The sequence below is a fragment of the Pseudofrankia inefficax genome (assembly GCF_000166135.1).
In the GTDB taxonomy this organism is placed as follows: Bacteria; Actinomycetota; Actinomycetes; order Frankiales; family Frankiaceae; genus Pseudofrankia; species Pseudofrankia inefficax.
The window spans coordinates 7,915,364-7,939,795 of the sequence record NC_014666.1 but is presented as its reverse complement, the minus strand read 5'-3'; the positions used below and the strand labels follow the sequence as shown (position 1 = coordinate 7,939,795).

Here is a 24,432-nt window from a genome sequence, read left to right as displayed (position 1 = left end):
CGGGCGCACCGGCTGATCGACGGGCAGGACGACTACCTGCGTCTCGCCCTCGACCGGCGCGTCCCACCCGATAACAACGGTTCCGGGCGCGACCTGCGCAAGCTCGGTCAGAAGGTCTCCGGCTGCCTACGCACCCTCACCGGCGGCCCACCAGCGGCCGTCGTGTTCTGGCAGACGATCGCGCTCGCGGGCGCCAGTAGCCGGTGGTGGCGCTCGCGACCACCTACGCGTACGAGGCCGTACCGCCCGGAGCCGGCGTGCCGTCCACCGACCCGGACGTCCTCGCCGACGCCGCCCGCCACTTCACCGCCGATCTCGACCTCGCCCGCGCCTACGGCGAGAAGGCCCGCCAGGCGGCGCCCGACCGTTACGGCCTCGGCAGGCTCCTCCGTGACTGGGACGAGGTGCTCACCGCGGTCGCCGCATAGGCCCCGGGTGCTGGGCTGCGTCCTCGGATCCGGCCCTGGACCTGGACACAGACACCGTGGTCTGCCCGGACATGCGCGGCTACGGAGCCTCGGGCACGGCACCGGTGCGTCCCGATTACGCACAGCAGTCCAAACGCGCCGTCGCACATGACAAGATCAACAGGGCGATGATCGCGCCGATGTCAGACCGGCAGCAGCGCCGCCGACCCAGGGTTTAGCCTGTATGCGCCGCATCGAGATAGCCGGGATCTAATGGTCGCTCGCTGGCTCGCTGTAGACCCTCCGCGTCGAGACCGTAAGCTCGCCCCATACACGCCAGCGCGAATCCACGTGGACGAGGAGAATCTAACCCGCGGGTCGAGAAACCTCGTCCACGTCGATTCGCGCTGGCGCTGGGAAAATGGGCCGCGCACGACGGGTTGGGGGTGCCGGCGCGCGCGGACCTGTGTCTGTCAAAAATAGTGCCTACGGCCCCCCACCGCACGCCCGGTCTGGCCGAGCACGAGTAGGACGAGGCCGACGACGACCAGGATGATGCCGATCGTCCAGAGAATCGGGATTCCAAACAGGAACCCGAGGAGCAGGGCAATGATGCCTGCGGCAATCATAGTGATGCCTCCGATGTGACATGGCGGTCCGTGCTCCCAGGAAGCCGCGAGTCGCCTGGGGCGACGACCTTCGCGTCCCTCTGACGGTGGCCGTCGAGGGCTGGGTGGACCGGTACCGCCTGCCTGCCCCACTCCGCGCGCCCTACACCTCGTTTCCCGTCCGAGCTGAACACGACGGGCCGTCGCCGCCGAGCAAGCCGCTAATGAGGGTCTTCCGGAGGCCGGGGAGTTCCGGGCGAGCGGGCTGGAGGGCCTTAGGGATTGCCAGGTGGGGCTGGGTCGGCGAACGCGAGAGGACTCTCCCACCGGCCACCGGTGCGCGTCTCCTGGCCGCCGTTTTACTGTCCGGCGTGTGGGTATTCGCACCACATTGAGCGGTGGTCGGGCAGGTCAAGGGGTGCGGGAAGCGACGATCGAGTGCGCTGCGAGCGAGGGGTCTGATGGTCCCGACTGGCGAGATCCGTAAGGCACTGCGGGCCAACGATCCGACGGCCGTCGGCCCCTATCGGCTGAGGGCTCGGCTCGGCAGCGGTGGCATGGGCACGGTGTATCTCGGTTCGGATGCGGCGGGACGGCTGGCCGCGGTCAAGGTGCTTCGTGACGACCTCGCCTCCGACCTGGCGCTGGGGCGGCGGTTCGCCCGGGAGGTGGTGGCCGTCGCTGCGATCGACAGCCCGCGGGTCGCGACACTGCTGGACGCCGACCCGCTCGGCGAGCCGGCTTGGCTGGCGACCGAGTATGTGCGGGGGCCGACATTGGCGGCCTCGGTCCCGGCGGATGGGCCGCTGTCCGGCCGCCGGCTGCGCGCCCTGGCGGTCGGCACGGCCGAGGCGCTGTGTGCCGTCCACGAGGTGGGGGTCGTGCACCGGGACCTGAAACCCAGCAACATCATGCTGGCCGACGACGGCCCGAAGATCATCGATTTCGGCATTGTGGCCGGCCTGCCGGAAACCGTGACAGCGTCCGGTCTGGTATTGGGAAGCGTCGGCTACATAGCCCCCGAACTTCTGCTGGACGGGGGCCGTCCGACGTCCAAGGTCGACATCTTCTCGTGGGCGCTCACGCTGGTCTTCGCCTCGACCGGGCGTGCGCCGTTCGGTGACGGTCCCGCCGAGGCTGTGCTTTACCGGACCGTCAACTCCGTCCCGGACCTGTCTGACATCCCCAATGGCCTGCGCCGTCTGGTAGCCGCGGCTTTGGACAAGGCTCCGGCGCGCCGCCCCACCGCGGCGGAACTCCTGGCCGAGCTCCGGGAAACCTCCCTGGCTTACGAACTCACCGCCGCATCGCCGCGCGCCCGTGCGGGCTCGATCCCGACCGCGTCCGGCCGGTGGCTCGATCCCCGACCGCCACGGCTACCCGCGCCCCGTCCTCGCAGGCAGCGCGTCCTGCTCCCGGCTGCCGGAGTGGTCGCCGCACTTGCCATCACGGGAACCGCGCTCATCGCGCAGGCGCCCCGGGACGGTTCCGGAGCGGCCCCGGCGCCGCGGCCGGTCTCCGCGGGGCCGGCCTCCCCCGGCTCCGGGACGCCCGCCCCGGCGACGACTGGCCCGACGAGCGTTACGGGAACGGGCCAGGTGGACGATCAGATCACCGATCCCGCGGCACCCGCAAGGCCGTCGCCCGAGACCGACCCTGATGCACACGGCCCGGGACCATCGGCCGCAGTCCATCCGAGCTCAGCCGGCCTTCCCCCGGCCCCGCAACCGAAGGCCGGTTTGCACGGTCAGCAGCAACGGGCGTCACCCCGAACCAAGACCCCGAAGCCGCACTGAAGCGTAATAGGGCTCTCTTGTGACGAGTCGAGCAACAGCATCCTGCGCCAGCTGGCGGCTGAAGTAGGTCGGCGTTTCGGGCCGGCCGTCAAGGTGCTTGCTGGGGTTACCCCCGTAGGGCACGGACCTGCGCCTGCTCGTGGTCAGCAAAACCGCTGGTGGCGACCGATGCGGTCCCCTGCGGGCCTGAGCGGCCAGGGTTAGCCGCGATATCGCTCACCCTGTTTTACCAGCACAAATATTCAGACGAAGATCATTTACAGCGTGCCCCCGGCGGGGCACGCTGTAGAAGGTTGTAGCGCTGACCAGGCGCTTTCCGTCGGGACGCTGGTCCTGGAGGCTGGTTTCGAGCTCCCGGGTCGTGCGCGGTGACCGCGCCGCCGCGGGTTGAGGCGCGTGGTCTTGCGTTTCACGCAGTCACGGTGATCATGGCTGCGGTGGTGGGTCTGACGTTCTTGTTTGGCTTTGTGCGCCACGAGGCGCTGTGTTTCGAGTGGGGGTGAAAGACCTTCGCCTTTGGCCTGTCGCAGCAGGCTGATTGTAGCTGGGGGCAGCCTGGTCCGGGTGGTGCCGGGGAGGGTGGGAGCAGCACTGACAAAGCCAGGACGTGTCAGCACTGCCAGATGGTGCGGGCCTGGCGAGCGAGTTGGAGAGGAGTACGCGAGGAACCGACGTCTACGTCCTTCAAAACGCAGAGCCGGCTCGAACCTGGTGGATGTGGGCCGGACTGATGTTGCCCCTGTTCTGCGGACACGCCTGTGAGGAGTTCGGCGGTTCGGCTGCCTGCTTGTTGGAGGCTGTTGATCGTGCCGAAGCCGTATCCGCCGGAGGTCCGCCGTCGTGCCTTGGACTTGGTCGCCTCGGGCCGCTCCGTGGCGCAGGTCGCCGCGTCGCTGGGCATGTCCGAGTCCTGCCTGCATGGCTGGAGAACGCAGCAGCTGATCGAGGCCGGCGTGGCGCCGCGGTCGGCGAAGGCGGTCGAGTCCGCCGCACTGCGTGCCGCCGAGGCGCGGATTGTCGAGTTGGAGAACGAGGTGAGGATTCTGCGGAAGGCGGCGGCCGCGGTGGAGCAGGTGGTGCCCCCAAAAGTACGGTTCGCTCTCGCGGCGGAACTCGCCGCTGAGGGCGTGCCGGTGAAACAGGCCTGCCTGATCCTCGGCGTGTCGCGTTCCGGGTTCTACGACGCGAAGAACAGGCCGCCGTCGGCCCGGGCGATCCGCCAGGCCTGGCTGACCGACCAGATCACCGCCGTGTTCGAGGCGCCACGGCAAACCTACGGGGCGCCCCGCGTCCGCGCCGAGCTCGTGCTCGGCCAGGGCTTGGTCGTGTCCCGTAAGACGGTCGCGGTCCTGATGCGCAGAGCCGGCCTCGCCGGGCTGCCACTGCGCCGGGCTGCGAAGAAGGTGCCGTCGTCGGTGACGGTCTCGGACCTGGTGGCGCGCGACTTCCACCGCGATGGGCCGAACGAGCTGTGGGTTACCGACATCACCGAACACCCGACCCGGGAAGGCAAGGTCTTCTGCTGCGTCGTGTTGGACGTCTTCTCCCGCCGCGTCGTCGGCTGGGCTATCGACTCACGAGCCCGCGCCGAACTGGCGACCTCGGCGCTCGGGATGGCGATCGAATCCCGCAGCAGCGGCGACGGGCAGATCCCCGGCGGGATCATCCACGCCGACCACGGCACCCAGTTCACCTCGTGGACCTTCACCGAACGGGCCCATCGCGCCGGGCTCCTACCGTCATTGGGCACTGTCGGGGATGCCTACGACAACGCGGTCGCGGAGGCGTTCTGGGGGCGCATGCAGACCGAGCTGCTCAACCGGCAACGCTGGAACACCCGCGTCGAACTCGCCAACGCCATCTTCGAGTACATCGAGGGGTTCTGTAACCGCCGCCGACGCCACTCCGCCCTCCACTGGCAGACCCCGCTACAGTTCGAAACCGCGACCCACCAGCCGACCGCGAACTCCTGACCAGCGTGTCCAGGCAACGGGGGCGCCCTCAAAGGTGTCCGTGCTCAGGGGCCAAGCTCACAGCCGCTCGCTGCCCGCCCGAACTATCGATCGCGGGCAACTGGCCCGCTAGGCACCACAGATTCCGCAAGAGTGAGGCGGCGCCGGCCGCTGTCCCGGCTCGCGGTAACCCGCATTGCTGGGCGTCCCCGGCCGGACGGTCTCACCAAGATGCGAATCTGCGCTGCTTTGGACGAATGCGGCCTCTTTTCTTATGAGCAACACGAAGGCTGCCACCCCTCGTGCGTGCGGACAGCCCCCGGGCTCGGCGTGCGGTCGACGGCGGCAGCCTCGACACGCACCCGCTTCCGGTGACCTGCGTCTATGCCGGGATGATTCGGAGGGTGTCGGAGGGTTTGGAGGCCGGGTTGGCGTCGGTGGGGCCTGCGGTGCGGCCCCCGGCCCCTGCGGCGGGCGTGGCGGGTCCGTCGCCGCAGCGTCGTGGTGGGCGGCCTGGTGGGGCTGGTGTGCCGGGGTCGGATGGTGCGCGGTGGACGTTGTTGGACGCGACGTTGGAACGGGTGACGTTCGCCAGTGAGGAGACCGGGTACACGGTCGCGAAGGTCGATCCTGGCCGGGGTGGTGATCTGGTCACGGTCGTCGGGTCGCTGTTGGGGGCGGCGCCGGGTGAGTTCCTGCGGATGCGGGGCCGGTGGGGTAGTCATCCCCAGCATGGCCGGCAGTTCCAGGTCGAGGACTACACGACGGTCCTGCCAGCGACGGTGCAGGGCATCCGCCGGTATCTCGGCTCCGGTCTGATCAAAGGGATCGGGCCGCGGCTCGCGGAGAACATCGTCGACCACTTCGGCGCCGACGCCCTCGATGTGATCGACACCGAGCCTGGCCGGCTGATCGAGGTTCCCAAGCTCGGCCCGAAACGGGTGAAGGCGATCACCGCCGCCTGGGACGAGCAGCGGGCGATCAAAGAGGTGATGGTCTTCCTCCAAGGCGTCGGTGTGTCCACGTCTCTCGCCGTGAAGATCTACAAGAAGTATCGGGACGGGTCGGTGGACGTGGTCCGCCGGGAGCCGTACCGGCTGGCGAGCGAGGTGTGGGGCATCGGGTTCAAGACCGCGGACACGATCGCCCAGGCCGTCGGTATCCCGCACGACGCCCCCGAGCGGATCAAGGCCGGGTTGCAGTACACGCTGTCGGAGTCGACCAACGACGGGCACTGCTACCTGCCCGAGCAGCGGCTCCTCACCGACGCGGCGAAGATCCTCACCGTCGAGGTCGCCCAGGTGATCGACGCCCTCGGCGAGCTCGTCACCGAGGAAGGGGTCGTGCGCGAACAGCTGCCGGGTGAGGACCCGGCGGTGCCGGTCGTCGGCTACTACCTGGTGCCGTTTCACCGGGCCGAGGTGTCGTTGGCCGGCCAGCTGCGGCGTCTGTTGCACGCCGACACCGACCGGCTCGGCGTGTTCACCACGGTGGACTGGGACGCGGCCTGGCGCTGGCTGCAGGGCCGGACGGGGGTGGAGCTGGCTGTGGCGCAGCGGGAGGCGGTACGCCTCGCCCTGACCTGCAAGGTCGCGGTCCTGACCGGGGGGCCGGGCTGCGGGAAGAGTTTCACGGTCCGGGCGATCGTGGAGATGGCGACGGCGAAGAAGGCGAAGGTGCTGCTGGCCGCGCCGACCGGTCGGGCCGCGAAACGGCTCACCGAACTGACCGGCCACCCGGCGGCGACCGTGCACCGCCTGTTGGAGCTACGCCCCGGCGGCGACGCCGCCTACGACCGCGACCGCCCCCTGGACGCCGACCTGGTGGTGGTCGATGAGGCCTCCATGCTCGACCTGTTGCTGGCGAACAAGCTCGCCCGCGCCGTCGCGCCAGGAGCGCATCTGCTGCTCGTCGGGGACGTCGACCAGCTACCGTCCGTCGGTGCCGGCCAGGTACTGCGTGACCTGCTCGCCGACGGCACCCCCGTGCCGCGTGTCCGGCTGTCGCAGGTGTTTCGCCAGGCCGCCCAGTCAGGCGTCGTCACCAACGCCCACCGGATCAACGCCGGCGAGTTCCCCCACGTGAAGGGCATGGCGGACTTCTTCCTGTTCGCCTGCGAGGAAGCCGAGGACGCCGCGGCCATGACGGTGGACGTGGTCGCGAACCGGATCCCGCGCCGGTTCGGCCTCGATCCCCGCGCCGATGTCCAGGTCCTCGCGCCCATGCACCGCGGCCACGCCGGAGCCGGCACGCTCAACGGCCTGCTCCAGGAGGCGCTCACCCCGGGCCGGCCCGGCACGCCGGAGCGGCGGTTCGGCGGGCGGGTGTTCCGGGTCGGCGACAAGGTCAGCCAGATCCGCAACAACTACGACAAAGGCGCCGCCGGTGTCTTCAACGGCACCCTCGGCGTCGTCACCGCCCTCGACCCCGTCGAGCAGACCCTCACCGTACGCACCGACGAAGGCGAGACCATCAGCTACGACTTCACCGAGCTTGATGAGCTCGTCCACGCGTACGCGCTGACGATCCACCGCTCCCAGGGCAGCGAATACCCGGCCGTTGTCATCCCGGTCACGATGAGCGCCTGGATGATGTTGCAACGCAACCTGCTCTACACCGCCATCACCCGCGCCAAGAAACTCGTCGTCCTCGTCGGATCGACCAAAGCCATCAGCCGCGCCGTCCACACCGCCACCGCGGGCCGCCGCTACACCCGCCTCGCTCACCGCCTGCACCAGACCGCCCCGTGAACGGGCCGACCCAGGCCAGTAAGCATCACCTGGGATCGGACAAATCGCGCGGGCTTTGATCGTCGCGAACTTGCTGTACGGCTTCAGCGGCGGCCTTCGGCCGCCGCGCCGTGCTGCCGCACCCGCCACGGAGGGTCGGCCCGCGGCCCAGCCACAGGCCATCGCAGAGCAGGCGCTTGCGCGAGTCGTAGCGTGCCGAAGCCGCTACGCTTACAAGATGCCTGAGCCGCCGGTCGTCCCGTTCGGACGCGCGCCAGACGAGGCCGCCTGGTGGGCGACACTTCCGTCAGGTGCCGTCCTTCACCGCGGCCGGCTCAATGATCTGCTCTCCGCGGTCGAGACTGCGATGAACGTCGAACTCCCAGCCCGTCCGTTTTCATTCCGCCTCGACGCCGCCAGCATCCGACCCGACCAGGAACGGGCAGGGACCCAGCGGCAACCGTCTCCTGCCGCGTACGGATAGGCGACGTCGTACGGCAACCGCCCTCGTCGTAGGGAACCCGGCCGGCAGTCAGCGCGGGTTCCTGCTGCCAGCGGCACGGCGCCGGGCGCAATCGCGGTGCCGGCCAGGTCAGTGGACGAGGCCCTCGTGTCCCCAGCGTGGGGTGGGGCCGGGTTCGCCGAGATCGGCGCCGGCCGGGTTCTGTGAGATGTCCTGGGGCGATGGCCGTGCCCCATTCGAAGTACGCCATCAGCGTCGCGGCGAGCTCGGGTTGGCCGGGCAGGATCTCGCTGATCGCGTGCGCCATCAGCTCCAGCCAGCGCCGCCGATGCTCGTCGCGGATCCCGAGGCCGAGGTGGCTGCGCAACAGGGCCTGATGGCCGCCGAGTGTCGCGGAGAAGTCCTCCGGCCCGCCGAACACCTCGCCCAGCCACACCGCGACGTGATCGAGGTGGGTCGGCGTGAAATGCGCGAAGACGGGTGCGAGCAGTTCGTCAGCCAGGACCCGGTCGTAGAACGCCGGGGACAGCCGCCGCAGCCCGTCCAGACCACCGACCTCGGCGTAGAGCGAAGAACCCACGATCACTCTCCCGAGGCTGGCACGAGGCGGCGTCCTGCACTCCACGATGCCAGACCCGAAGACGACGACCCGACGACGCGGTCTCGGCCTTTGCCACAGCGGTGCGCGGACGGCCCGTGTCACGTTCGACGGGGTTCTGTCTCGGTACACCGCCGGCTGGTCGCGCGGGTGTCGTGTGGGTCGGGTTGCCAGTCGCCGAACGGGGGGCCGGTGGCAAAGGCGCAGCCGAGCTGGTGGGCGCGGTGGGCGGCGCGTGCGTTGTCGACGGTCGCGGCGAGGGCGACCCCGAGGCCGCGTAGAAGGTCGAGCAGGGCAGTGAGCACCAGGTCCGCCCGGCGGCCTTCCTCAGTGCTGCTGGGCGGGTGGGTGAGGGACGTGTCGAGGACGGCGAGGTCGAGGGGCAGGAGGTGCAGCGCGTCGAGGGTGGTGTCGGGTGCGCCCAGCCGGGTGAGCGAGATCCGTACACCCAGGCGCCGTAGGTGACGCAGCGTGGGAGCGGCCGTGCGTAGCTCGCGGGTCCTCGTGGTCGCGGACAGCTCGACGACCAGTGCCCGCGGCGTCAGCTGCGCGGTCGTGAGCGCCCCACGTATCTCGCCGGTGACCGTGTCGTCGGCGAGCAGGCGGGCCGCGACCGGGACGTGGACCGGTAGGAGGTCGCCGGTGCGGTGGCAGTGGTCGGCGGCGTGGGTGCAGGCGCGGGACAGCAGCAGCTGTTCCAGGGTGGGCGCGAGACCGTCCGCGAGGGTGGTGGGCAGCATGTCGCTCGGCTCGACCGTGCCGAACCTGGGGTGGGTCCAGGTGAGCCGGGCCTGCTGCCCGACGGTCGCGCCCCCCGGGAGCGCGACGACGGGCCGGTAGTCGACGTCGAGCTCCCCGCCATCGGGGTTGCCGCGTAGGGCGGCGCCGAGCGCCGCGTACAGCGCCGAGGTGTTGTCCGGCGCGATCGCGGTCGGGTCGTAGACCGTCAGCCCGCCCGTGCCCCCGGCTTTCGCCGCGTACATGGCGATATCGGCGCGGTGGATCAGTGTCTCGGCGGCGACCGGGCCGGCGTCCCGGTCTGCTATCACGAGGCCGACGCTGGCGCGCACCGCGTGATCGCAGCCGGCGAGGCTGACCGGCCGGCACACGGTGTCGGTGATCCGGCGCCCCACGGCGACCGGGTCGCCGGTCTGCCCGTCGAGCAGGACCGCGAACTCGTCACCGCCCAGCCGCGCGACGGTGTCTCGGGTGCGGACGGATCCGAGGAGTCGGCGGGCCGTCGCGCACAGCAGGTCATCGCCGGCGGCGTGGCCGAGCGCGTCGTTGACGTGCTTGAAGTTGTCCAGGTCGCAGAACAGCACCGCGACCGAGGTCGGCGAGCGTGCCCGCTGGGCCAGCGCCTGAGCCAGCCTGTCGTTGAACAGCGCCCGGTTCGCCAGACCCGTCAGCGGATCGTGAAAAGCCTGGTGGCGCAGCGCGATCTGGTCCTGCTCGACGCGGGCGATGAGCCGCACGTTGTCCGTCAACGTGGTCAGCTGCCGGGCCAGGGCGAGGACCAGCAGGCCCAGCATCGCCCACAGTTCCGGGGTCAGACCACGTCTAGCGTCCAGATCCAGCAGCGTGACGACGCTCGCGGCGACCAGCGGCACATACGGCAGCAGGACATGCCACCAACGGCGCAGTACCGGGCCTTGGCCCGCCGCCACCCGCCCGTCCCGACCGGCGACCGTCACCGGTGGGAGCAAGGTCGCCCACGCGACCAGCAGCGGCGCGACGACGACCGCGAGATCGGCCACGCCCAGATCCTCGGGCCGGCCCTCGATCTGCGCGCGGACCTGGCCGAGGGAGTAGACCGTGAACGCGACCTGCGCCGTACCCAGGAGCAGCAGGCCGAAGGGGCGCCGCGGGCGGCGGAACGCCGCGATCAGGAAGACCACCACGACGAGCGCCGTTCCGACCGCGGTCGTCGCGAAGTAGAACAGCAAGATTGACGCATCGGTGTTTGCGTGGACCGCCCCTCGCAGGATCAGGATCCAGGCCAGCAACGACACGGCCCCGGCCACCAGCAGGCCGTCCAAAGTGGTGATCAGGTGGAGGCGTTGGCCGCGCTGTCCCTGCCGACCGCGGATCGCCACGTCGAACGGGTCCGACGGGTAGAGCAGCAAGCCGACCAGCGCCGCCAGCCACGCCAGCACCACCAGCGCGGCCAGACCGATTGGCTCCACGAGCGTCCGGGACGACCGCGGATAGCCCAGCAACTGCAACGCGCTCACCGCCACGCCACCCAGCAGCGTCGCGGCCATCAACGCACGCCACCACCGCTCCACGCCACGCCATCGCCGGGCCGTCACCACGCACACCCAGCACGACACCCCCAGCGCGACCGAGCCGGTGTACCGCACCACCACGTCCTGCGCAGCCGCTGGCAGCACCACCACACAGACCGCCATCGCCAGGGCGTACGCGGCGACCCCGAAGCCGAACCACCTCGCCGCTCGACCATCACCCAGCAGTCCGACGGGCACGCCGATACCCATACGCTCCCGCCCTCCCGAGCATGCCGACGCCCACCCCGGCCGAACGCCGCTCTTCAAATGCCGTTCCCCGCACGGGCCGGCCAACGCGCATGAAAATGACCCAACAGCACAGATCGGATACCCTAAGTAACGATCAAGGGGATCTGAGGTCATCGTAGGCCTAGCTAGAGCGAGCAAGATCCGATCGTCAAAACGCCTTCCACATCCCAGAGCCGTACGGTCCCGTCGTAGAGGTACCGCCGGCGAGTGCGCGTCTGTCCGTCGTCAATGCCGCCCCGGTCACGGCCCGGTCTGGCCGACGGGTGTGTGTCCAGCGGCCCAGGGCCGGAGGTGTCACCCGGCCGCAAGCGAGCGGCCCGTGTTGCTGCCCGTGCAGCGCCTCCTCGGCTCGGCGGGCTGCGCCGCCTACGTGCGCGATCCGTTGCCCTCCCTCGGGTACGGGACACACCTGTCGGACCCGGCGGCGCGACGCCTCCGACACCGCCACTGTTCGCCGGACCGTGGAAGGGTCGGCGACGAGATGCCGAGGTGCGGACGACTCGGTCGGGTCCGCTTCGAGAGGAGTCAGCCGGTTTGACGACGATCGTGTTCGGGTTCGTGGCCGGTCTGGTGCTCGCGATAGTGACGGCGCCGGTCGGGGTCTCGGGCGCGGTGTTCCTGCTGCCGGTCCAACTCGACCTGCTGTCTGTCCCCAGCCCGGCGGTGACCCCGACGAACCTGCTGTACAACGTGATCGCCACACCGGGATCGTTGCTGCGCTACCACCAGCAGAGGCAGCTCGGCGGTGCGCTCGTCCGCCGGCTGGTCGCGGGCACGCTGCCCGGCGTCGTGCTCGGCGCGGTCGTACGAGTCCGCTACGCGCCAGGAGCCGCCCTGTTCCACGTACTGCTGGCCTGCCTGCTACTGCCCCTCGGCCTCTGGCTGTGCGCGCGCACGCTGCGGGCCCCCCGCCGCCGCGAACGGCCGCCCGTCGGGCCCCGAGCCATCACACTGCTGGCACTGGCCGTCGGCTTCGTCGGCGGCGTCTACGGCATCGGCGGCGGATCAATCCTCGGCCCGATCCTCGTCGGCCGCGGCATGCCCGTCGCCACGGTCGCCCCCGCCACCCTCGCCTCCACCTTCGTCACCTCGATCGCCGGAGCCGCGACCTACGCCGCTCTGGCCCTCACGACCCCGGGCAACATCGCCCCCCACTGGGCACTCGGCCTCGCCTGCGGCGCGGGCGGCCTCACCGGCGGCTACCTCGGGGCACGCCTGCAGCCCAAACTCCCCAACACCGCCCTGCAACTGACCCTCGGCGCCCTCGCGATCGCGCTCGCCACCCTGTACCTGGCCGAGGCCACCTGACCCGGTCGCGAAATCTGCTCTGGCACAAAGGAGCCCCGGACACCCTGCGCTGGGGGTGTCTGGGCTCGGCGGACTGTGGATGTTCGACGCTGACCGGCCGAGACGCCGACGAGTCGGGCGCTCCGCTGAACACGAGTCAGCCGCAGTGGCCCCGATCGTGTTCGGGTTCGTGGCTGTCCTGGTGCTCGGCGACCGTGACGGCTCGCGTCTAGCCGGTGGAGCAACATCCAGGACCGTCGGAGCGAGCACGCGAGTGCTCTGCGTGCTGAGTTCTGAACCGACGCCGAACACTTCAGTAGCGTGCTCGACATTTCAGGCGACCTTTCAGTCCGGAGCCGATCATTTCAGTAGCGTGGCGCTCGCGGCGGTCCAGTTCGCCTGCGCGCAGATCGGCAAGCCCTACGTCTGGGGCGGCAACGGCGATCCCGGATTCGACTGCTCCGGCCTGACCTACGCGCCCTACGCCGCCGCGGGCATCCAGATCCCACGTACGGCGCAGACCCAGTACGACGCCGGACCGCTTCTCCCGGGCGGGACGCCGCTGCAATCGGGGGACCTGGTGTTTTTCGGTAGTGCGGCGAACAATGTCACGCACGTAGGCATCTACCTCGGCATGCGGGGCGGCAGGCGACGATGGTCGACGCTCCCCAGGTGGGCGCCGATGTCCGCGTCGAACCGTTCCCGACGATTGTGGGCGCGCGATGGGGATCCGAGGTCTACCTGGGAGCGAGTAGGCCGGTCGCCGGGTCGTAGTGGCAGCATGAGCACCGCAGGGGCTGGCACCGCCCGCACCTTGGCTGATCATCATGTGCCGGGACGCCAACACCAGCCGGGCCAGGCCCGGCGGGATGACGCTGCTCGATGCCTTCCACGCCCTGCCCTGACCGACGGGGGCACAACCCGCCGGCCGGCGCGGCGATCTCGGGATGCGAGGCCGACCGAGGCATGCGCTGTCGACTGCGCGGGCGGCGCATGGCAGCGGGGTGACGCAGCCGGGGCGGATCAGACCGGCCGGCCAGCGTGGCGGGCAGGTTTGGGCCCGCGCTCAAGGCGCACCTCTCCAGGTAGGTATCCGATGGGCTGCCCGCGGGTGTCCTTGTCGAGGCGCTCGCCTGCAGCGTCGAATCGGTTTACCGCTTCTGTCGCCTGCCGAGGAGCGCCTCATGGACGTGAGCGAGCTGCGCAGCCTGTATGACTTCGATGGTCAGGTCGTGACCGTGTACGCCAGTACCGATCCGGTCCGTGAGAACGCCGCCCGTCTCTACGTCCTGCGGTGGAGGGACATCCTCGCCGATCTCGAAGGCCAGAGTGTCGGGCCGGCTACCCGCGATGCGTTGCTCGCCGAGCGGGGCGACCCCCGTTACCGTGAGGGTGGGACGCGGGTGGTCGTGGCCGTCGGCGAAGGCAGGTCCGCGCATGTCCCGTTCGCGCGATGGCTTCCTGGCCGGTCGGATGTCGACGTCGTCGCGGTCGGACCGTTGCCGCACCTGCTGCCGCTGCTGGACTGGGCGGAAGGTCGGATTCCGCACGTGATCGCCCTGGTCGATCGGCGCGGGGTCGATGTCCTCGCCTACACCGACGGTCCGCTGCCGGCCGGTGGCGTCTCTCAGGACACCACCCGGCCGCCATGGCACAAGGCACGTACCGGAGGCTGGGCTCGCCGACGCTATGAGAACCGCGTCGAGGAGCACTGGAAGCACGGGGCGAAGGAGGACGCGGATCGCATCGTCCGGGCCGCGCACGACATCGCCGCCGAGGTGGTGATCCTGGCCGGCGATCCGAAGGAGCTCTCGCTGGTCCGCGAGAAGCTGCCCGTCGAGGTCGCGACCAGGGTCGTGGTCGTCGAGGGTAGCCGCGCCCGGGATGGGTCCGACGACCATCTGGCTGGTCGTGTCATGGACGTGCTCGCCGAGCAGCAGACCAGGCGCACGGCGAGCCTGCTGGGCGAGTTCGAGCAGTATCGCCGCCGCGCGACCTCGCTGGTCGGGGCGGCGAGCGGGACAGCTCCGAGATCCCTCGGATCGGTGTCCGCGGCGGGCGCCGGCCACCCGCAAGGCTCGGGTTCCGCGGAGCCGGGGGGTGGGCAGCGATCCGGGGGGATCGCGTTGGATGCCGCTGACGGGCCGCGGGCTACGGCCGCGGCCCTGCGCCTGGCCCAGGTGAGCGACCTGCTGCTGGCCGAAGGGGTTCCGGCCGGCGCGCCGGCCTGGATCGGTCCAGATCTCAGCGAGGTCGCGCTGGATCCCGCGGACCTGCCGGCGGTCGCCGACCCGATTCGGGCTGGGCTGGTGGATGCGCTCATCCGGGCCGCGGTGGGCACCGGAGCCGCCGTCCACAGCGTCCCGGCCGATGTGCCGGAATCGCCGACCGAGCGGGTCGGCGCGCTGCTGCGTTACACCCTTCCGACTCCCGGCTAGGAGCGGAAATCCGGCGCCAGCCTCCCACCGGTCAGGATGGCCGGGTCCGGTAGAGCCGTTCGTGGACGAGGCGGACGGCCATCGCGCCTTCGCCGACCGCGGAGGCCACCCGCTTTACCGATCCGCTGCGCACGTCTCCGACCGCGAACACCCCGCGCCGGCTGGTCTCGAGCACCAGGGGGCAGGGATCGGGCGATCCGTCGCCGGCCATGCTCGGTTCGGCGGCCGCTTCGGCGTCCACTCCCGTGCGGACGAATCCTCGGTCGTCGAGCGCGACCTGATTGGCGAGCCAGTCCGTGTGTGGTTGGGCACCGATGAACAGGAACAGGGCCCGGGCGGGCACCTCCTCCTGTGTGCCGGTCTGCTTGTCCTCGAGGATCACGGCCTCTAGAGTGACTTCTCCGCGCAGACCGCTGATCTCTCGGTGCGGGAGCACCTCTATGGACGGGGTGCGGACGATCTGGTCGACGAGGTACCGCGACATGTCGCGGCCCAGATCATTGTGGCGGATGCACAGTCGCACGAAGCCGGCGTGTTGGGCCAGATACAGCGCCGCCTGTCCGGCCGAGTTGCCGCCGCCGATCACGACGACGGGATCGCCCCGGCAGGTCTGGGCTTCGACCAGCGTCGCCGCGCGGAAGACGGACGTGCCTTCGAACTCCTGCAGGCCGGGCACGGTCAACTCCCGGTACCGTGCTCCGGTCGCGATCACCAGGGCCCGCGCGGCCAGCGTCTCGCCGTTGTCCAGGGTTACCTGGTGCAGCCCGTCCTTGCGGCCGAGGGCGACGGCCCGGGAGGGCACGCTGAGGCGGGCCCCGAACTTCTCCGCCTGCAGGACCGCCCGCTCGGCCAGGTCACCGCCGGAGATACCGGACGGGAACCCGAGATAGTTCTCGATCCGGGGGGAGGTGGCGGCCTGCCCGCCAGTGGCGAGGTAGTCCAGCGTGACGGTCGCCAGTCCTTCAGATGCGCCGTAGACCGATGCCGCCAGGCCGGCGGGGCCGGCGCCTACGACGATCAGATCCCAGGTCGATCCCGGATGGGCGGGCGGCGGCAGTCCGACCGCCTGCGCGAGCTGCGCGATACTCGGGTTGCGCAGCACCCGCCGTCCCCAGACGACCACCGGGGTGTCCGCCGGTTCGACGGCGAGGGTACGCAGCAACTCCTCCGCGGACGGGTCGCTTTCCAGACAGACCCACTGGTGGGGCAGCCGGTTGCGCGCGACGAAATCCCGTAGCAGGCGGGCCCGGGTGCTGTAGCGCGACCCGATGATGCGCAGGCCCGCGCCCAGACCGATGAGGAGCCAGCGGCGCACCAGGTAGGCCCGCAGTACCAGATCTCCCAGGCCGGGATCGGTCGCTACCAGCCGCCGCAGCCGGTCCAGTGGGACGCTGAGGATCTCGCCAGCTGTCCGGACCACCACCGAGGTGAAGGCCGTCTGTCCGGAGAGAAGGCCCAGCTCACCGAGGAAGCGACGGTCACCGTGCAGGCTGATCTGCCGTTCCCGCGCAGTCCCATAGCCATCGACGGAAGCGACCAGACCGGATAGCACCACGACGAAGTCGGTCGTCCGGTCGCCTTCCCGAAACAGCAGGTCCCCGACCGCCGTGGGACGGCGCCGGCCGACGGCCTCCAGCGAGGCGAGCTGGTCGACACCCAGACGCGGGTAGGCCCCGTGGGTGTCCGGCGTCTCGGTGATCTGCCCGGCACCCGCCGGCCCAGCGCCTCCGGTGTTCTCCTGGCTCGGCTGCATCGGATCCCCCGTTCGCGATTAGAGTCGGTGACCCCTGTCCCTTTCACCCACAGTGGTCCTCGTCGTCAGACGTAGACCTCGTCGACGTAGCACCACCGCCAGTCCTCGCCCGGTTCGAACGACTGCACGACGGGATGCCCGATCGCGTGCGCGTGGGCCCGCGCATGCCGCAGCGGCGACGAGTCGCAGCATCCGACATGACCGCAGGTCAGGCAGAGCCTCAGGTGCACCCAGGCAGAGCCGATCCGCAGGCATTCGGCGCACCCCTGTGGGGTGAGCGGTTCGACGGGACGCACCAGACGGAGATGCGGATCACTGATGGTGGTCATCATGTTCTCCCACAAGGAGAGTCAGGCCGAGATAGTGAGCAGGGGCGCACCGCCCGAGCGGGCATCAGCCCAGGGCGTCGGTGATCGGCGCGTCCGTCCCCATCGTCACGATCAGCTTCCGGTTGGCGAACTCCTTGATGCCGAGGTGGGACAACTCCCGGCCGTAGCCGGACCGCTTGATGCCGCCGAAGGGCAGTTCCGGCTCGGAGGACGTCGGATGGTTGATCCACACCATCCCGCTCTCGATCCGGCTGGCGACTGCCCGCGCCCGGGGGATGTCGCTGCTGAACACCGCACCGCCGAGACCGTAAGGGGAGTCGTTCGCCAGGGAGACCGCCTCGTCATCGTCTTGTACGCGATAGACGACCGCGATGGGTCCGAACAGCTCCTCGCGAAACGCGCGCATGGTCGGCGTCACGCCGACGAGGACCGTGGGTTGTACGAAGGCTCCGGGGTGGTCGGCGTGCCCGCCGCCGACGACCGCGGTCGCTCCCTTGTCCAGCGCGTCGCGGACCTGGTCCACCAGCGTCTGGGCGGCCTGCTCGGAGCACACCGGTGCCAGCGTGGTGGCCTCGTCGACGGGGTCACCTGGAACCAGCCCGCGCATCCGTTCGGCCAGCGCGGTCACGAACCGGTCGAAGACCTCGGATATCACGATCATCCGCTTGGCGCTCACGCAGCTTTGGCCCATGTTGTGCAGACGGCCGACCAGCGCCGCCTCGACGCTGCGGTCCAGGTTGTCGTCATCGAGCACGATGAACGGGTCGCTGCCGCCCAGCTCGAGGACGCTCTTCTTCACGTTTCGCCCGGCGGTCTCACCCACGCTGACGCCGGCCCGGTCGCTTCCGGTCAGCGACGCGCCCCGAACGACCTCAGACTCGATCACCCGGTAGACCTCGCGCCCGGGAACCAGGAGGGTGGTGTACACGCCCCGTGGCGCGCCCGCGTCCGCGAACAGCTGCTCGAGGGCTAGCGCCGACTGTGGCGTATTGCTTGCGGGCTTGAGTAGAACGGTATTCCCCAGCACCAGGTTGGGCGCCGCGAACCGGACGGTCTGGTAAACCGGGAAGTTCCAGGGCTGGACGCCAAGGATCACCCCCAGTGGGTCATTGATGATGGTGGCCGAACCATCCTTGAAATCCAAAGGATCGTCGGCGAGCAGCACGGGGGCCTTGTCGGCGTAGTACTGCAGGATCCGCGCCGAAAGGTCAATCTCGACGCGGCTGTGCCGGATGAGCTTGCCCATCTCACGGGTCACCAGCCGGGCCAACTGCTCGGCGCGCTCACGCATCAGCTGTGCGGCTCGACCGACCAGCGCGGCGCGTTCGTCAACGCTGGTATCGCGCCAGGACGGGAATGCCTGATGCGCCTCCCGGACCGCGTGGTCGACGGCCTGCTCGGGCATGGGAGGGAATTCGCGCATTATTTCGTTGTTATATGGGTTTATGCTGGCAATTGGACTGTGCCGGACGGCGGTAGCGGTAGGCACGGGCTGTTCCCTCCTCGACGTTCTAGGGGCGCCCCGATCCTCACGGGCATCGAGGGCGGCGAAGGTCTCGCGTGCGAGTTCGAGGTCTTCGCGGGGTTCGATGACCAGCACGGGGATGGGGGCGTCCGGCGCGCTTACCGGTCCATCGGCGTCGAGCCGGTCGCGGACGGGCGGCTGGACCCCGAGAATGCCCAGGCCCGCGCACACAACGGTGCGGATCTCGGGCTGGTCCCATCCGATCTCGCCGGTGAGGACGAGAGCGTCGAGGCGGTCGAGACTGGCGCTCGCCGCCGCGATCTCGCGACAGAGCCGGTGGGTGTAGTGATCAAGCGCCAGGCACGCTGCCTCGTCGCCAGAGTCCGCGGCGACGACCAGGTCCCGGGTGTCGTCCGAGAGGCCGGACAGGCCGAGCAGACCCGACCGGTGGTAGAGGCCGTCGGTGACCTCCCGCAGGGTCAGCCGGTCGTCCTCGAGTAGCCACAGCAGCACACCGGGGTCGATCGCGCCCGACCGGGTACACATGGGCACGCCATCCAGCGGCGTCATCGACATCGACGTGTCGACACTGCGGCCGTCCCGGACCGCGGTCACCGACGCGCCACCCCCCAGGTGGGCCATGACGAGGTGCAATCCATCCGGCCGCCGACCCAGCAGGTCCCCCGTGCGCCGCAGCGCCCAGGCGTAGGACAGCCCGTGGAAACCGTAACGGCGCAGGTGGTACTTCTCCCGCCAGGGGGCGGGCAGCGCCAGCGTGGCCGCTACCACCGGCAGCCCCCGGTGGAACGCGGTGTCCGGGCAGACCACGTGCGGCACGTCCGGCAGCCTGCGCCGCAGGTCGTCCAGCAGGTCGAGCGTGGGCGGCAGGTGAAGCGGCGCCAGGCCGGCGACCGCCCTGACCGCACGCAGCACCTCGTCGTCCACCAGAGCTGGCCTGGTCAGCGCCGGGCCGCCGTGCACCAGCCGGTAGCCCACAGCGCGCACCGGCCGCGCGACGACCTTGTTGAGGAATTCGTCGACCGCCACGGCCACTGCCGGCGATCCAGGCGGCTGTTCGATGTGGCGGCTGGCGACGACTTTGTCCTCGGGCCCGGCCAGGACCAGCCGCAGGCTAGACGACCCCGGGTCACAGACCAGGACGACCGGGTCCGGTCCGGTGGTCGGCGACCGGGTCGTGGTCATGGCGGATCCCTTTGGAATGTGTCTCAGGTGTGGGTGAGCCGGCGAGTTCCTGCGTCGCCGGGCGGGACGCGCCGTGTGGCGGCGGTCAGGGCGTCAGGACAACCTTGACGCACTTGTCCTCCTTGTTGAGGAAGGTCTCGAACCCGGAAGGCGCGTCGTCAAGGGCCATCCGGTGGGTGATGACGAAGCTCGGGTCGAGCTGACCGGCCTGAATACGTTCGAGTAGCGGCTTGGTGTACCGCTGAACGTGGCACTGCCCCGCCCGCAGGGTCAGCCCACGATTCATCAGCGATCCCATCGGGAACTTGTCGACGAAGCCGCCGTACACGCCGATGACGGAGACCGTTCCGCCGTTGCGGCAGTTGCGGATCGCCTGCCGGAGCGCGAAGGGGCGGTCGGTCTCCAGGCGGGTCGCCTGCTTCGCGCGGTCGTAGGCGTAGGCCGGCGGCGACGCATGGTGCGCCTCGAGACCGACGGCGTCGATGCAGGCGTCCGGGCCGCGCCCGCCGGTCAGTTCGAGCAGCTCCTCCCGGACGTCGCTGTGCGCGTAGTTGACCGGCTCGGCACCCGACTTCTCCTGAGCCATCTGGAGCCGGTAGGGCAGGCGGTCGATCGCGATGACCCGCTCGGCGCCCAGGAGGAACGCGCTCGCGATGGCGAACTGGCCCACCGGGCCGGCCCCCCAGACGGCGACGACGTCGCCTGGGCTGATGTCACACATCTCGGCGCCCATGTAGCCGGTCGGGAGAATATCCGACAGGAAGAGAACCTGCTCGTCATCCAGCCCGGCTGGGACCTTGACTGGCCCCACATCGGCGAACGGGACGCGAGCGTACTCGGCCTGGCCGCCCGGATAGCCGCCCAGCATGTGCGAGTAGCCGAAGATTCCCGCCGGCGCATGCCCGAGGATCTTTTCGGCCAGACCGGCGTTGGGATTCGAGTTCTCGCAGACTGAGTATGCCCCTTCGTGGCAGGCGTTGCACCGGCCGCACGCGATGGGGAACGGGACGACGACCCTGTCACCGACCGCGAGGTTCTTCACCTCGCGACCGACCTCGACCACCTCGCCCATGAACTCGTGACCGAGGACGTCGCCCTTCTTCATCGTCGGGATGAAGCCGTTGAACAGATGGAGGTCTGATCCGCAGATCGCGGTGCTCGTGACCTTGACGATCGCGTCGTGGTTGTTCAGGATTCGCGGTTCGGGCACGTCCAGAACGTCGACGTTGCCCTTTCCCAGCCAGCAGTTGGCGCGCATGATGTTCCCCTCTTGTCTGGCGTACCGGACAGTCCGGAGCCGGTTCGGGGTCCAGGAACCGGTCCAGGGCTTTCTGCGCCATCAGCCAATCGGCTGGGCCGGACGCTGGTGGAGCTGGTTGGACGCCCGAGCACCCGCCGGGCTCCCCTCGGACCGGACGATCTCGCCGACTTCCATGATCTGCTTGAACCGGCGCAGGTCATCGGCGATCTGTTGGCCGGGCTCCTCGCCGAGAAGCTTCGCCACCGCCACGGCGGCGGGGCCACCGGGCGCGTGGTAATCGAGGCTGACGTGGACCTCGGTGCCCCGGTCGCCGGGTGCCGGGACGAACCGCACGCAGCCGGCGTTGTCGATCTGCGACCCGTTGACGGAACGCCAGGCGATCAGGGTGTCCGGGCGGTCTTCGACAACCTCGGCGTCCCACTCGACGTGGGTCCCCGCCGGACCCTTGGCCTTCCAGTGCGAATGCCCGTCGACGACGCGCACCGAGTCCAGGTGGTACATGAACCTCGGCAGGCGCTCGAAGTCATGCCAGGCCTTGTAGAGCTCCGCCGGAGACCGCCGGATGGTCGCGGTCGCCGTCCCGTGCACCGGGCGCCTGTTCCCACCCGTCCTGCGTTCCGCCTCGGTCATGGCGGCCTGCTTACAGGCGGCGATCACATCCAGCACCGTGCAGCCGACAACCGCCGCGGTGGCGACGCTCAGCCGAGCCGCGCTCCGCGGATGGAGGCGGTACCGGCTCAACGCGAGCCCGAGCGCCGAGAGATCCAGCACGTCTCCCGCGACCCGACCCCACAGCGCCCGTGCCGGGCGTCGGCTGACGAAGACCCCGACCCCGGCTGAGACCTCCCGGACGCCGAACAGCCGGAGGATGGACCGGTTCGTGGCCGAGTTGTGGACGCCGAGCGTTCTGGCCAGCGAGTGCGGGGCGCTGATCTCGGCGGCGCCGAGCCCCAGGCTGAACCAGCCGAGCGCGCTGCGAAGCGACTCCGCCCCGGGCCGTCCAGGCTGGCTCGCCTGTCCGCTCCGGCTGCTCGCGCTGCTCGGGAATTGCCCGTCGTGGTGCGGCAGCCGAGTGTTCATGATTTCTCCTGCCTTTGTGCCACCGGCGGCGTGAGCCCTCCACTTGGGGGGTTCCGTGCCCACCGTCCACAAAACGCGGCGGCTCCGATCGACTCGGCGCCCCCCGGCGCGAGGCCGTGGCCGGGCGCTCATCGAAACGGGATCCACTTGGGCCGCGGACCGGCGTCATGTCTATCGACGATGCGCGATCTGGCTCAAAGTTTGGGTGTCGCCGAGCTGGGGAGGGCAGTGCATGGCGAACCCGCGGGTAACACCCGCTAGGCCGATATCGGGCGGTGTGACCGGCTTCGTCTGACTGGCTTAGTCAGGACATCCCTAACCGGGATCTTTGGACGGCCCGTGGTGGCCGCGTTCGATTTCTGACCGTTTCCGCTCGCTCCCAGCTAGGGGCAGGTTCATGGCCAAGGCAGTAGGTATCGACCTGGGCACGACCAACTCGGTGATCGCGGCGTGGGAAGGTGGTGAAGCGAGGGTCATCCCGAACTCGGAGGGATCGCGGACGACTCCGTCCGTGGTCGCGTTCACGGAGGGTGGGGAGCGGCTCGTTGGTCAGCTGGCCCGACGGCAGGCGATTCTCAATCCGAAGGGAACGATCTCCTCGGCGAAGCGGTTCGTCGGGCGGCACTATGACGAGATCAGCGAGGAAAGCAAGGCGGTTGCCTTCGACGTCGTACCCGGCCCCAGCGGCTCCGTCCGCTTCCAGGTACGGGACAAGCTCTATTCGCCGGAGGAGATCAGCGCACAGGTGCTGCGCAAGCTCGCCGACGACGCCGCCAAGCAACTCGGCGAGAAGGTCACCGAAGCGGTCATCACGGTGCCCGCCTACTTCAACGACGCGCAGCGCACCGCCACCCGGGACGCCGGTCGCATCGCCGGCCTGGAGGTGCTGCGGATCATCAACGAGCCGACCGCGGCCGCGCTTGCCTACGGCCTGGACAAGAAGCAGCACGAGACCGTGCTCGTGTTCGACCTCGGCGGCGGCACGTTCGACGTGAGTGTCCTGGACGTCGGGGACGGGGTGGTCGAGGTGCGCTCGACCGCCGGCGACAGCCACCTGGGTGGGGACGACTTCGACCGCCGGCTGGTCGACCACCTGGCGGACGGCTTCCAGCGTGAGCGGGGCATCGACCTGCGCGCGGATCCGCAGGCGCTGCAGCGGCTGTTCGAAGCCGCGGAGAAGGCGAAGGTCGAGCTGAGCTCGGTGACCCAGACCCAGGTCAACCTTCCGTTCATCACCGCGGACGCGTCCGGGCCGACGCACCTGACGACCACGGTCATGCGCTCGACGTTCGAGCAGATCACCGCCGATCTGCTGGAACGGACCATGGGGCCGGTGAACCAGGCGACGGAGGACGCCAAGGTCACCGCGAACGACCTGGATGAGGTGATTTTGGTCGGCGGCGCCACCCGGATGCCAGCGGTGCAGAAGCTGGTCCGGCGGCTGACCGGCGGCAAGGAACCGAACATGAGCGTCAACCCGGACGAGGTGGTGGCGCTCGGGGCCTCGATCCAGGCAGGGGTACTCAAGGGCGAGGTCAAGGACGTGCTGCTGCTCGACGTCACCCCGCTGTCGCTGGGCCTGGAGACCCGCGGCGGCGTGATGACGAAGATCGTCGAGCGGAACACCACGATCCCGGTTCGGCGATCGGAGGTGTTCAGCACCGCGGAGGACAACCAGTCCGCTGTCGACGTGGTCGTGCTGCAGGGCGAGCGGGAACGTGCCACGGACAACCGGGTGCTGGGCCGGTTCCGGCTGGAGAACATCCGGCCGGCCCCGCGCGGCGAGCCCCAGATCGAGGTCACCTTCGACATCGATGCCAACGGCATCCTCAACGTCACCGCACGGGACAAGGACACCGGAGCCGAGCAGAAGATCACCATCACGGAGAGCTCGACCCTCGACAAGAGCGAGGTCGAGCGAATGATCGGCGAGGCCGAACGGCACCGGAATGAGGACGAGGCGCTGCGCACCGCGATCGACGCCCGTAACGAACTCGACTCGGTCGCCTATCAGGTCGAGCGCCGGTTGGCGGACCTCGGCGAAGCCGCACCGGCGCACGAGAAGGCCCGCGCCGAGATGCTCATCGCCGACGCTCGGCAGGCAGTCAAGGAGGAAGCGCCGCTCGACCGGATCCGGTCACTCAGCTCGGATCTCCAACAGCTCTACCACGCGTTGGCGAGCGTCCAGCCGGGCGCCGGTGGCCAGCCGGGCGGGGGCAGCCAGCCGGGTCCCGGCGGTGCGGCCGGCGGCGGGCAGCCGCCGCCCGGCGGCCCGGATGACGTCATTGACGCCGATTTCGACCGGAGCTGAGCCTAGGAGCGGGCGCGCGGAACCGTCCCGCGAGGCGAACGGGCGAACGAGGCGACCGGGAGCGTTGAGCGAGCGGAGGACTGAGCGATGACGTCTGCCCCTCGGCCACCATCAGGAACCGGAGAGGATCATCCACGTGGGAACCGTCCCACGGGCGCGGACCCGTCGGCAGCCGTCGATCGGCCGGTAGGCGAGGCGCGGCCTGCTGGCGGCGA

Annotated in this window: 16 protein-coding genes; 8 read left to right on the top strand and 8 right to left on the bottom strand. The window is 69.9% G+C overall.

Annotated elements, in window-relative coordinates:
* Positions 1–206: 206 nt before the first annotated feature.
* Positions 207–428, top strand: a complete 222-nt coding sequence (locus FRAEUI1C_RS32140) for a glycosyltransferase (protein ID WP_198318661.1) — start codon at positions 207–209, stop codon at positions 426–428.
* A gap of 452 nt (positions 429–880) precedes the next feature.
* On the opposite strand, the gene FRAEUI1C_RS40515 is transcribed toward FRAEUI1C_RS32140, so the two are convergent.
* Positions 881–1,036: a DUF6131 family protein gene (locus tag FRAEUI1C_RS40515; RefSeq protein ID WP_013427558.1), complete on the bottom strand. Its 156-nt coding sequence runs from the start codon at positions 1,034–1,036 to the stop codon at positions 881–883.
* Positions 1,037–1,413: 377 nt separating this feature from the next.
* Between FRAEUI1C_RS40515 and FRAEUI1C_RS41745 the strand changes: the two genes are divergently transcribed.
* The 3 genes from FRAEUI1C_RS41745 (at position 1,414) to recD2 (ending at position 7,513) form a co-directional block, all read left to right on the top strand.
* Complete coding sequence (locus FRAEUI1C_RS41745; RefSeq protein ID WP_269724373.1) at positions 1,414–2,811, top strand: serine/threonine-protein kinase; 1,398 nt, start codon at positions 1,414–1,416, stop codon at positions 2,809–2,811.
* A gap of 806 nt (positions 2,812–3,617) precedes the next feature.
* Positions 3,618–4,784 carry an IS3 family transposase gene (locus FRAEUI1C_RS32130; RefSeq protein ID WP_013427556.1) on the top strand — a complete coding sequence of 389 codons (1,167 nt, stop codon included), beginning with the start codon at positions 3,618–3,620 and terminating at the stop codon, positions 4,782–4,784.
* Positions 4,785–5,290: 506 nt separating this feature from the next.
* Positions 5,291–7,513, top strand: a complete 2,223-nt coding sequence (gene recD2 / locus FRAEUI1C_RS32125) for an SF1B family DNA helicase RecD2 (RefSeq protein ID WP_013427555.1) — start codon at positions 5,291–5,293, stop codon at positions 7,511–7,513.
* A gap of 314 nt (positions 7,514–7,827) precedes the next feature.
* Here recD2 and FRAEUI1C_RS42335 read toward each other — a convergent pair whose 3' ends face one another.
* Together FRAEUI1C_RS42335 and FRAEUI1C_RS36875 are read right to left on the bottom strand one after the other, a co-directional pair.
* On the bottom strand, positions 7,828–8,535 hold the full coding sequence (locus FRAEUI1C_RS42335) for a group II truncated hemoglobin (RefSeq protein ID WP_232425196.1): 708 nt from the start codon (positions 8,533–8,535) through the stop codon (positions 7,828–7,830).
* Between the two features lie 119 nt (positions 8,536–8,654).
* On the bottom strand, positions 8,655–11,039 hold the full coding sequence (locus FRAEUI1C_RS36875) for a GGDEF domain-containing protein (protein ID WP_198318660.1): 2,385 nt from the start codon (positions 11,037–11,039) through the stop codon (positions 8,655–8,657).
* Between the two features lie 585 nt (positions 11,040–11,624).
* Between FRAEUI1C_RS36875 and FRAEUI1C_RS32115 the strand changes: the two genes are divergently transcribed.
* The 3 genes from FRAEUI1C_RS32115 to FRAEUI1C_RS32110 all read left to right on the top strand — a co-directional run bounded on the left by FRAEUI1C_RS32115 (position 11,625) and on the right by FRAEUI1C_RS32110 (position 14,815).
* Entirely contained in the window at positions 11,625–12,398 is a 774-nt protein-coding gene (locus FRAEUI1C_RS32115; protein ID WP_013427552.1) for a sulfite exporter TauE/SafE family protein, read from the top strand.
* Positions 12,399–12,477: 79 nt separating this feature from the next.
* A complete protein-coding gene (locus FRAEUI1C_RS42245; protein WP_013427551.1) occupies positions 12,478–13,593 on the top strand; it encodes a C40 family peptidase in 1,116 nt (371 codons plus the stop codon).
* A complete protein-coding gene (locus FRAEUI1C_RS32110; RefSeq protein ID WP_013427550.1) occupies positions 13,562–14,815 on the top strand; it encodes a baeRF2 domain-containing protein in 1,254 nt (417 codons plus the stop codon). The genes FRAEUI1C_RS42245 and FRAEUI1C_RS32110 overlap by 32 nt, the downstream gene beginning before the upstream one ends.
* Before the next feature lie 31 nt (positions 14,816–14,846).
* Here FRAEUI1C_RS32110 and FRAEUI1C_RS32105 read toward each other — a convergent pair whose 3' ends face one another.
* The 5 genes from FRAEUI1C_RS32105 to FRAEUI1C_RS32085 form a co-directional block, all read right to left on the bottom strand.
* On the bottom strand, positions 14,847–16,568 hold the full coding sequence (locus FRAEUI1C_RS32105) for an FAD-dependent oxidoreductase (RefSeq protein WP_013427549.1): 1,722 nt from the start codon (positions 16,566–16,568) through the stop codon (positions 14,847–14,849).
* A gap of 65 nt (positions 16,569–16,633) precedes the next feature.
* Complete coding sequence (locus FRAEUI1C_RS32100) at positions 16,634–16,897, bottom strand: UBP-type zinc finger domain-containing protein (protein WP_013427548.1); 264 nt, start codon at positions 16,895–16,897, stop codon at positions 16,634–16,636.
* Positions 16,898–16,961: 64 nt separating this feature from the next.
* Entirely contained in the window at positions 16,962–19,415 is a 2,454-nt protein-coding gene (locus tag FRAEUI1C_RS42330) for an aldehyde dehydrogenase family protein (RefSeq protein WP_232425195.1), read from the bottom strand.
* Between the two features lie 235 nt (positions 19,416–19,650).
* Positions 19,651–20,823 (bottom strand): zinc-dependent alcohol dehydrogenase, encoded by a 1,173-nt coding sequence (locus tag FRAEUI1C_RS32090; RefSeq protein ID WP_013427546.1) that lies wholly within the window; start codon positions 20,821–20,823, stop codon positions 19,651–19,653.
* Between the two features lie 81 nt (positions 20,824–20,904).
* Entirely contained in the window at positions 20,905–21,906 is a 1,002-nt protein-coding gene (locus tag FRAEUI1C_RS32085; RefSeq protein ID WP_013427545.1) for an SRPBCC family protein, read from the bottom strand.
* Between the two features lie 397 nt (positions 21,907–22,303).
* On the opposite strand from FRAEUI1C_RS32085, the gene dnaK reads away from it, so the two are divergent.
* A complete protein-coding gene (gene dnaK / locus FRAEUI1C_RS32080) occupies positions 22,304–24,217 on the top strand; it encodes a molecular chaperone DnaK (RefSeq protein WP_013427544.1) in 1,914 nt (637 codons plus the stop codon).
* The last annotated feature ends 215 nt before the right edge of the window (positions 24,218–24,432 follow it).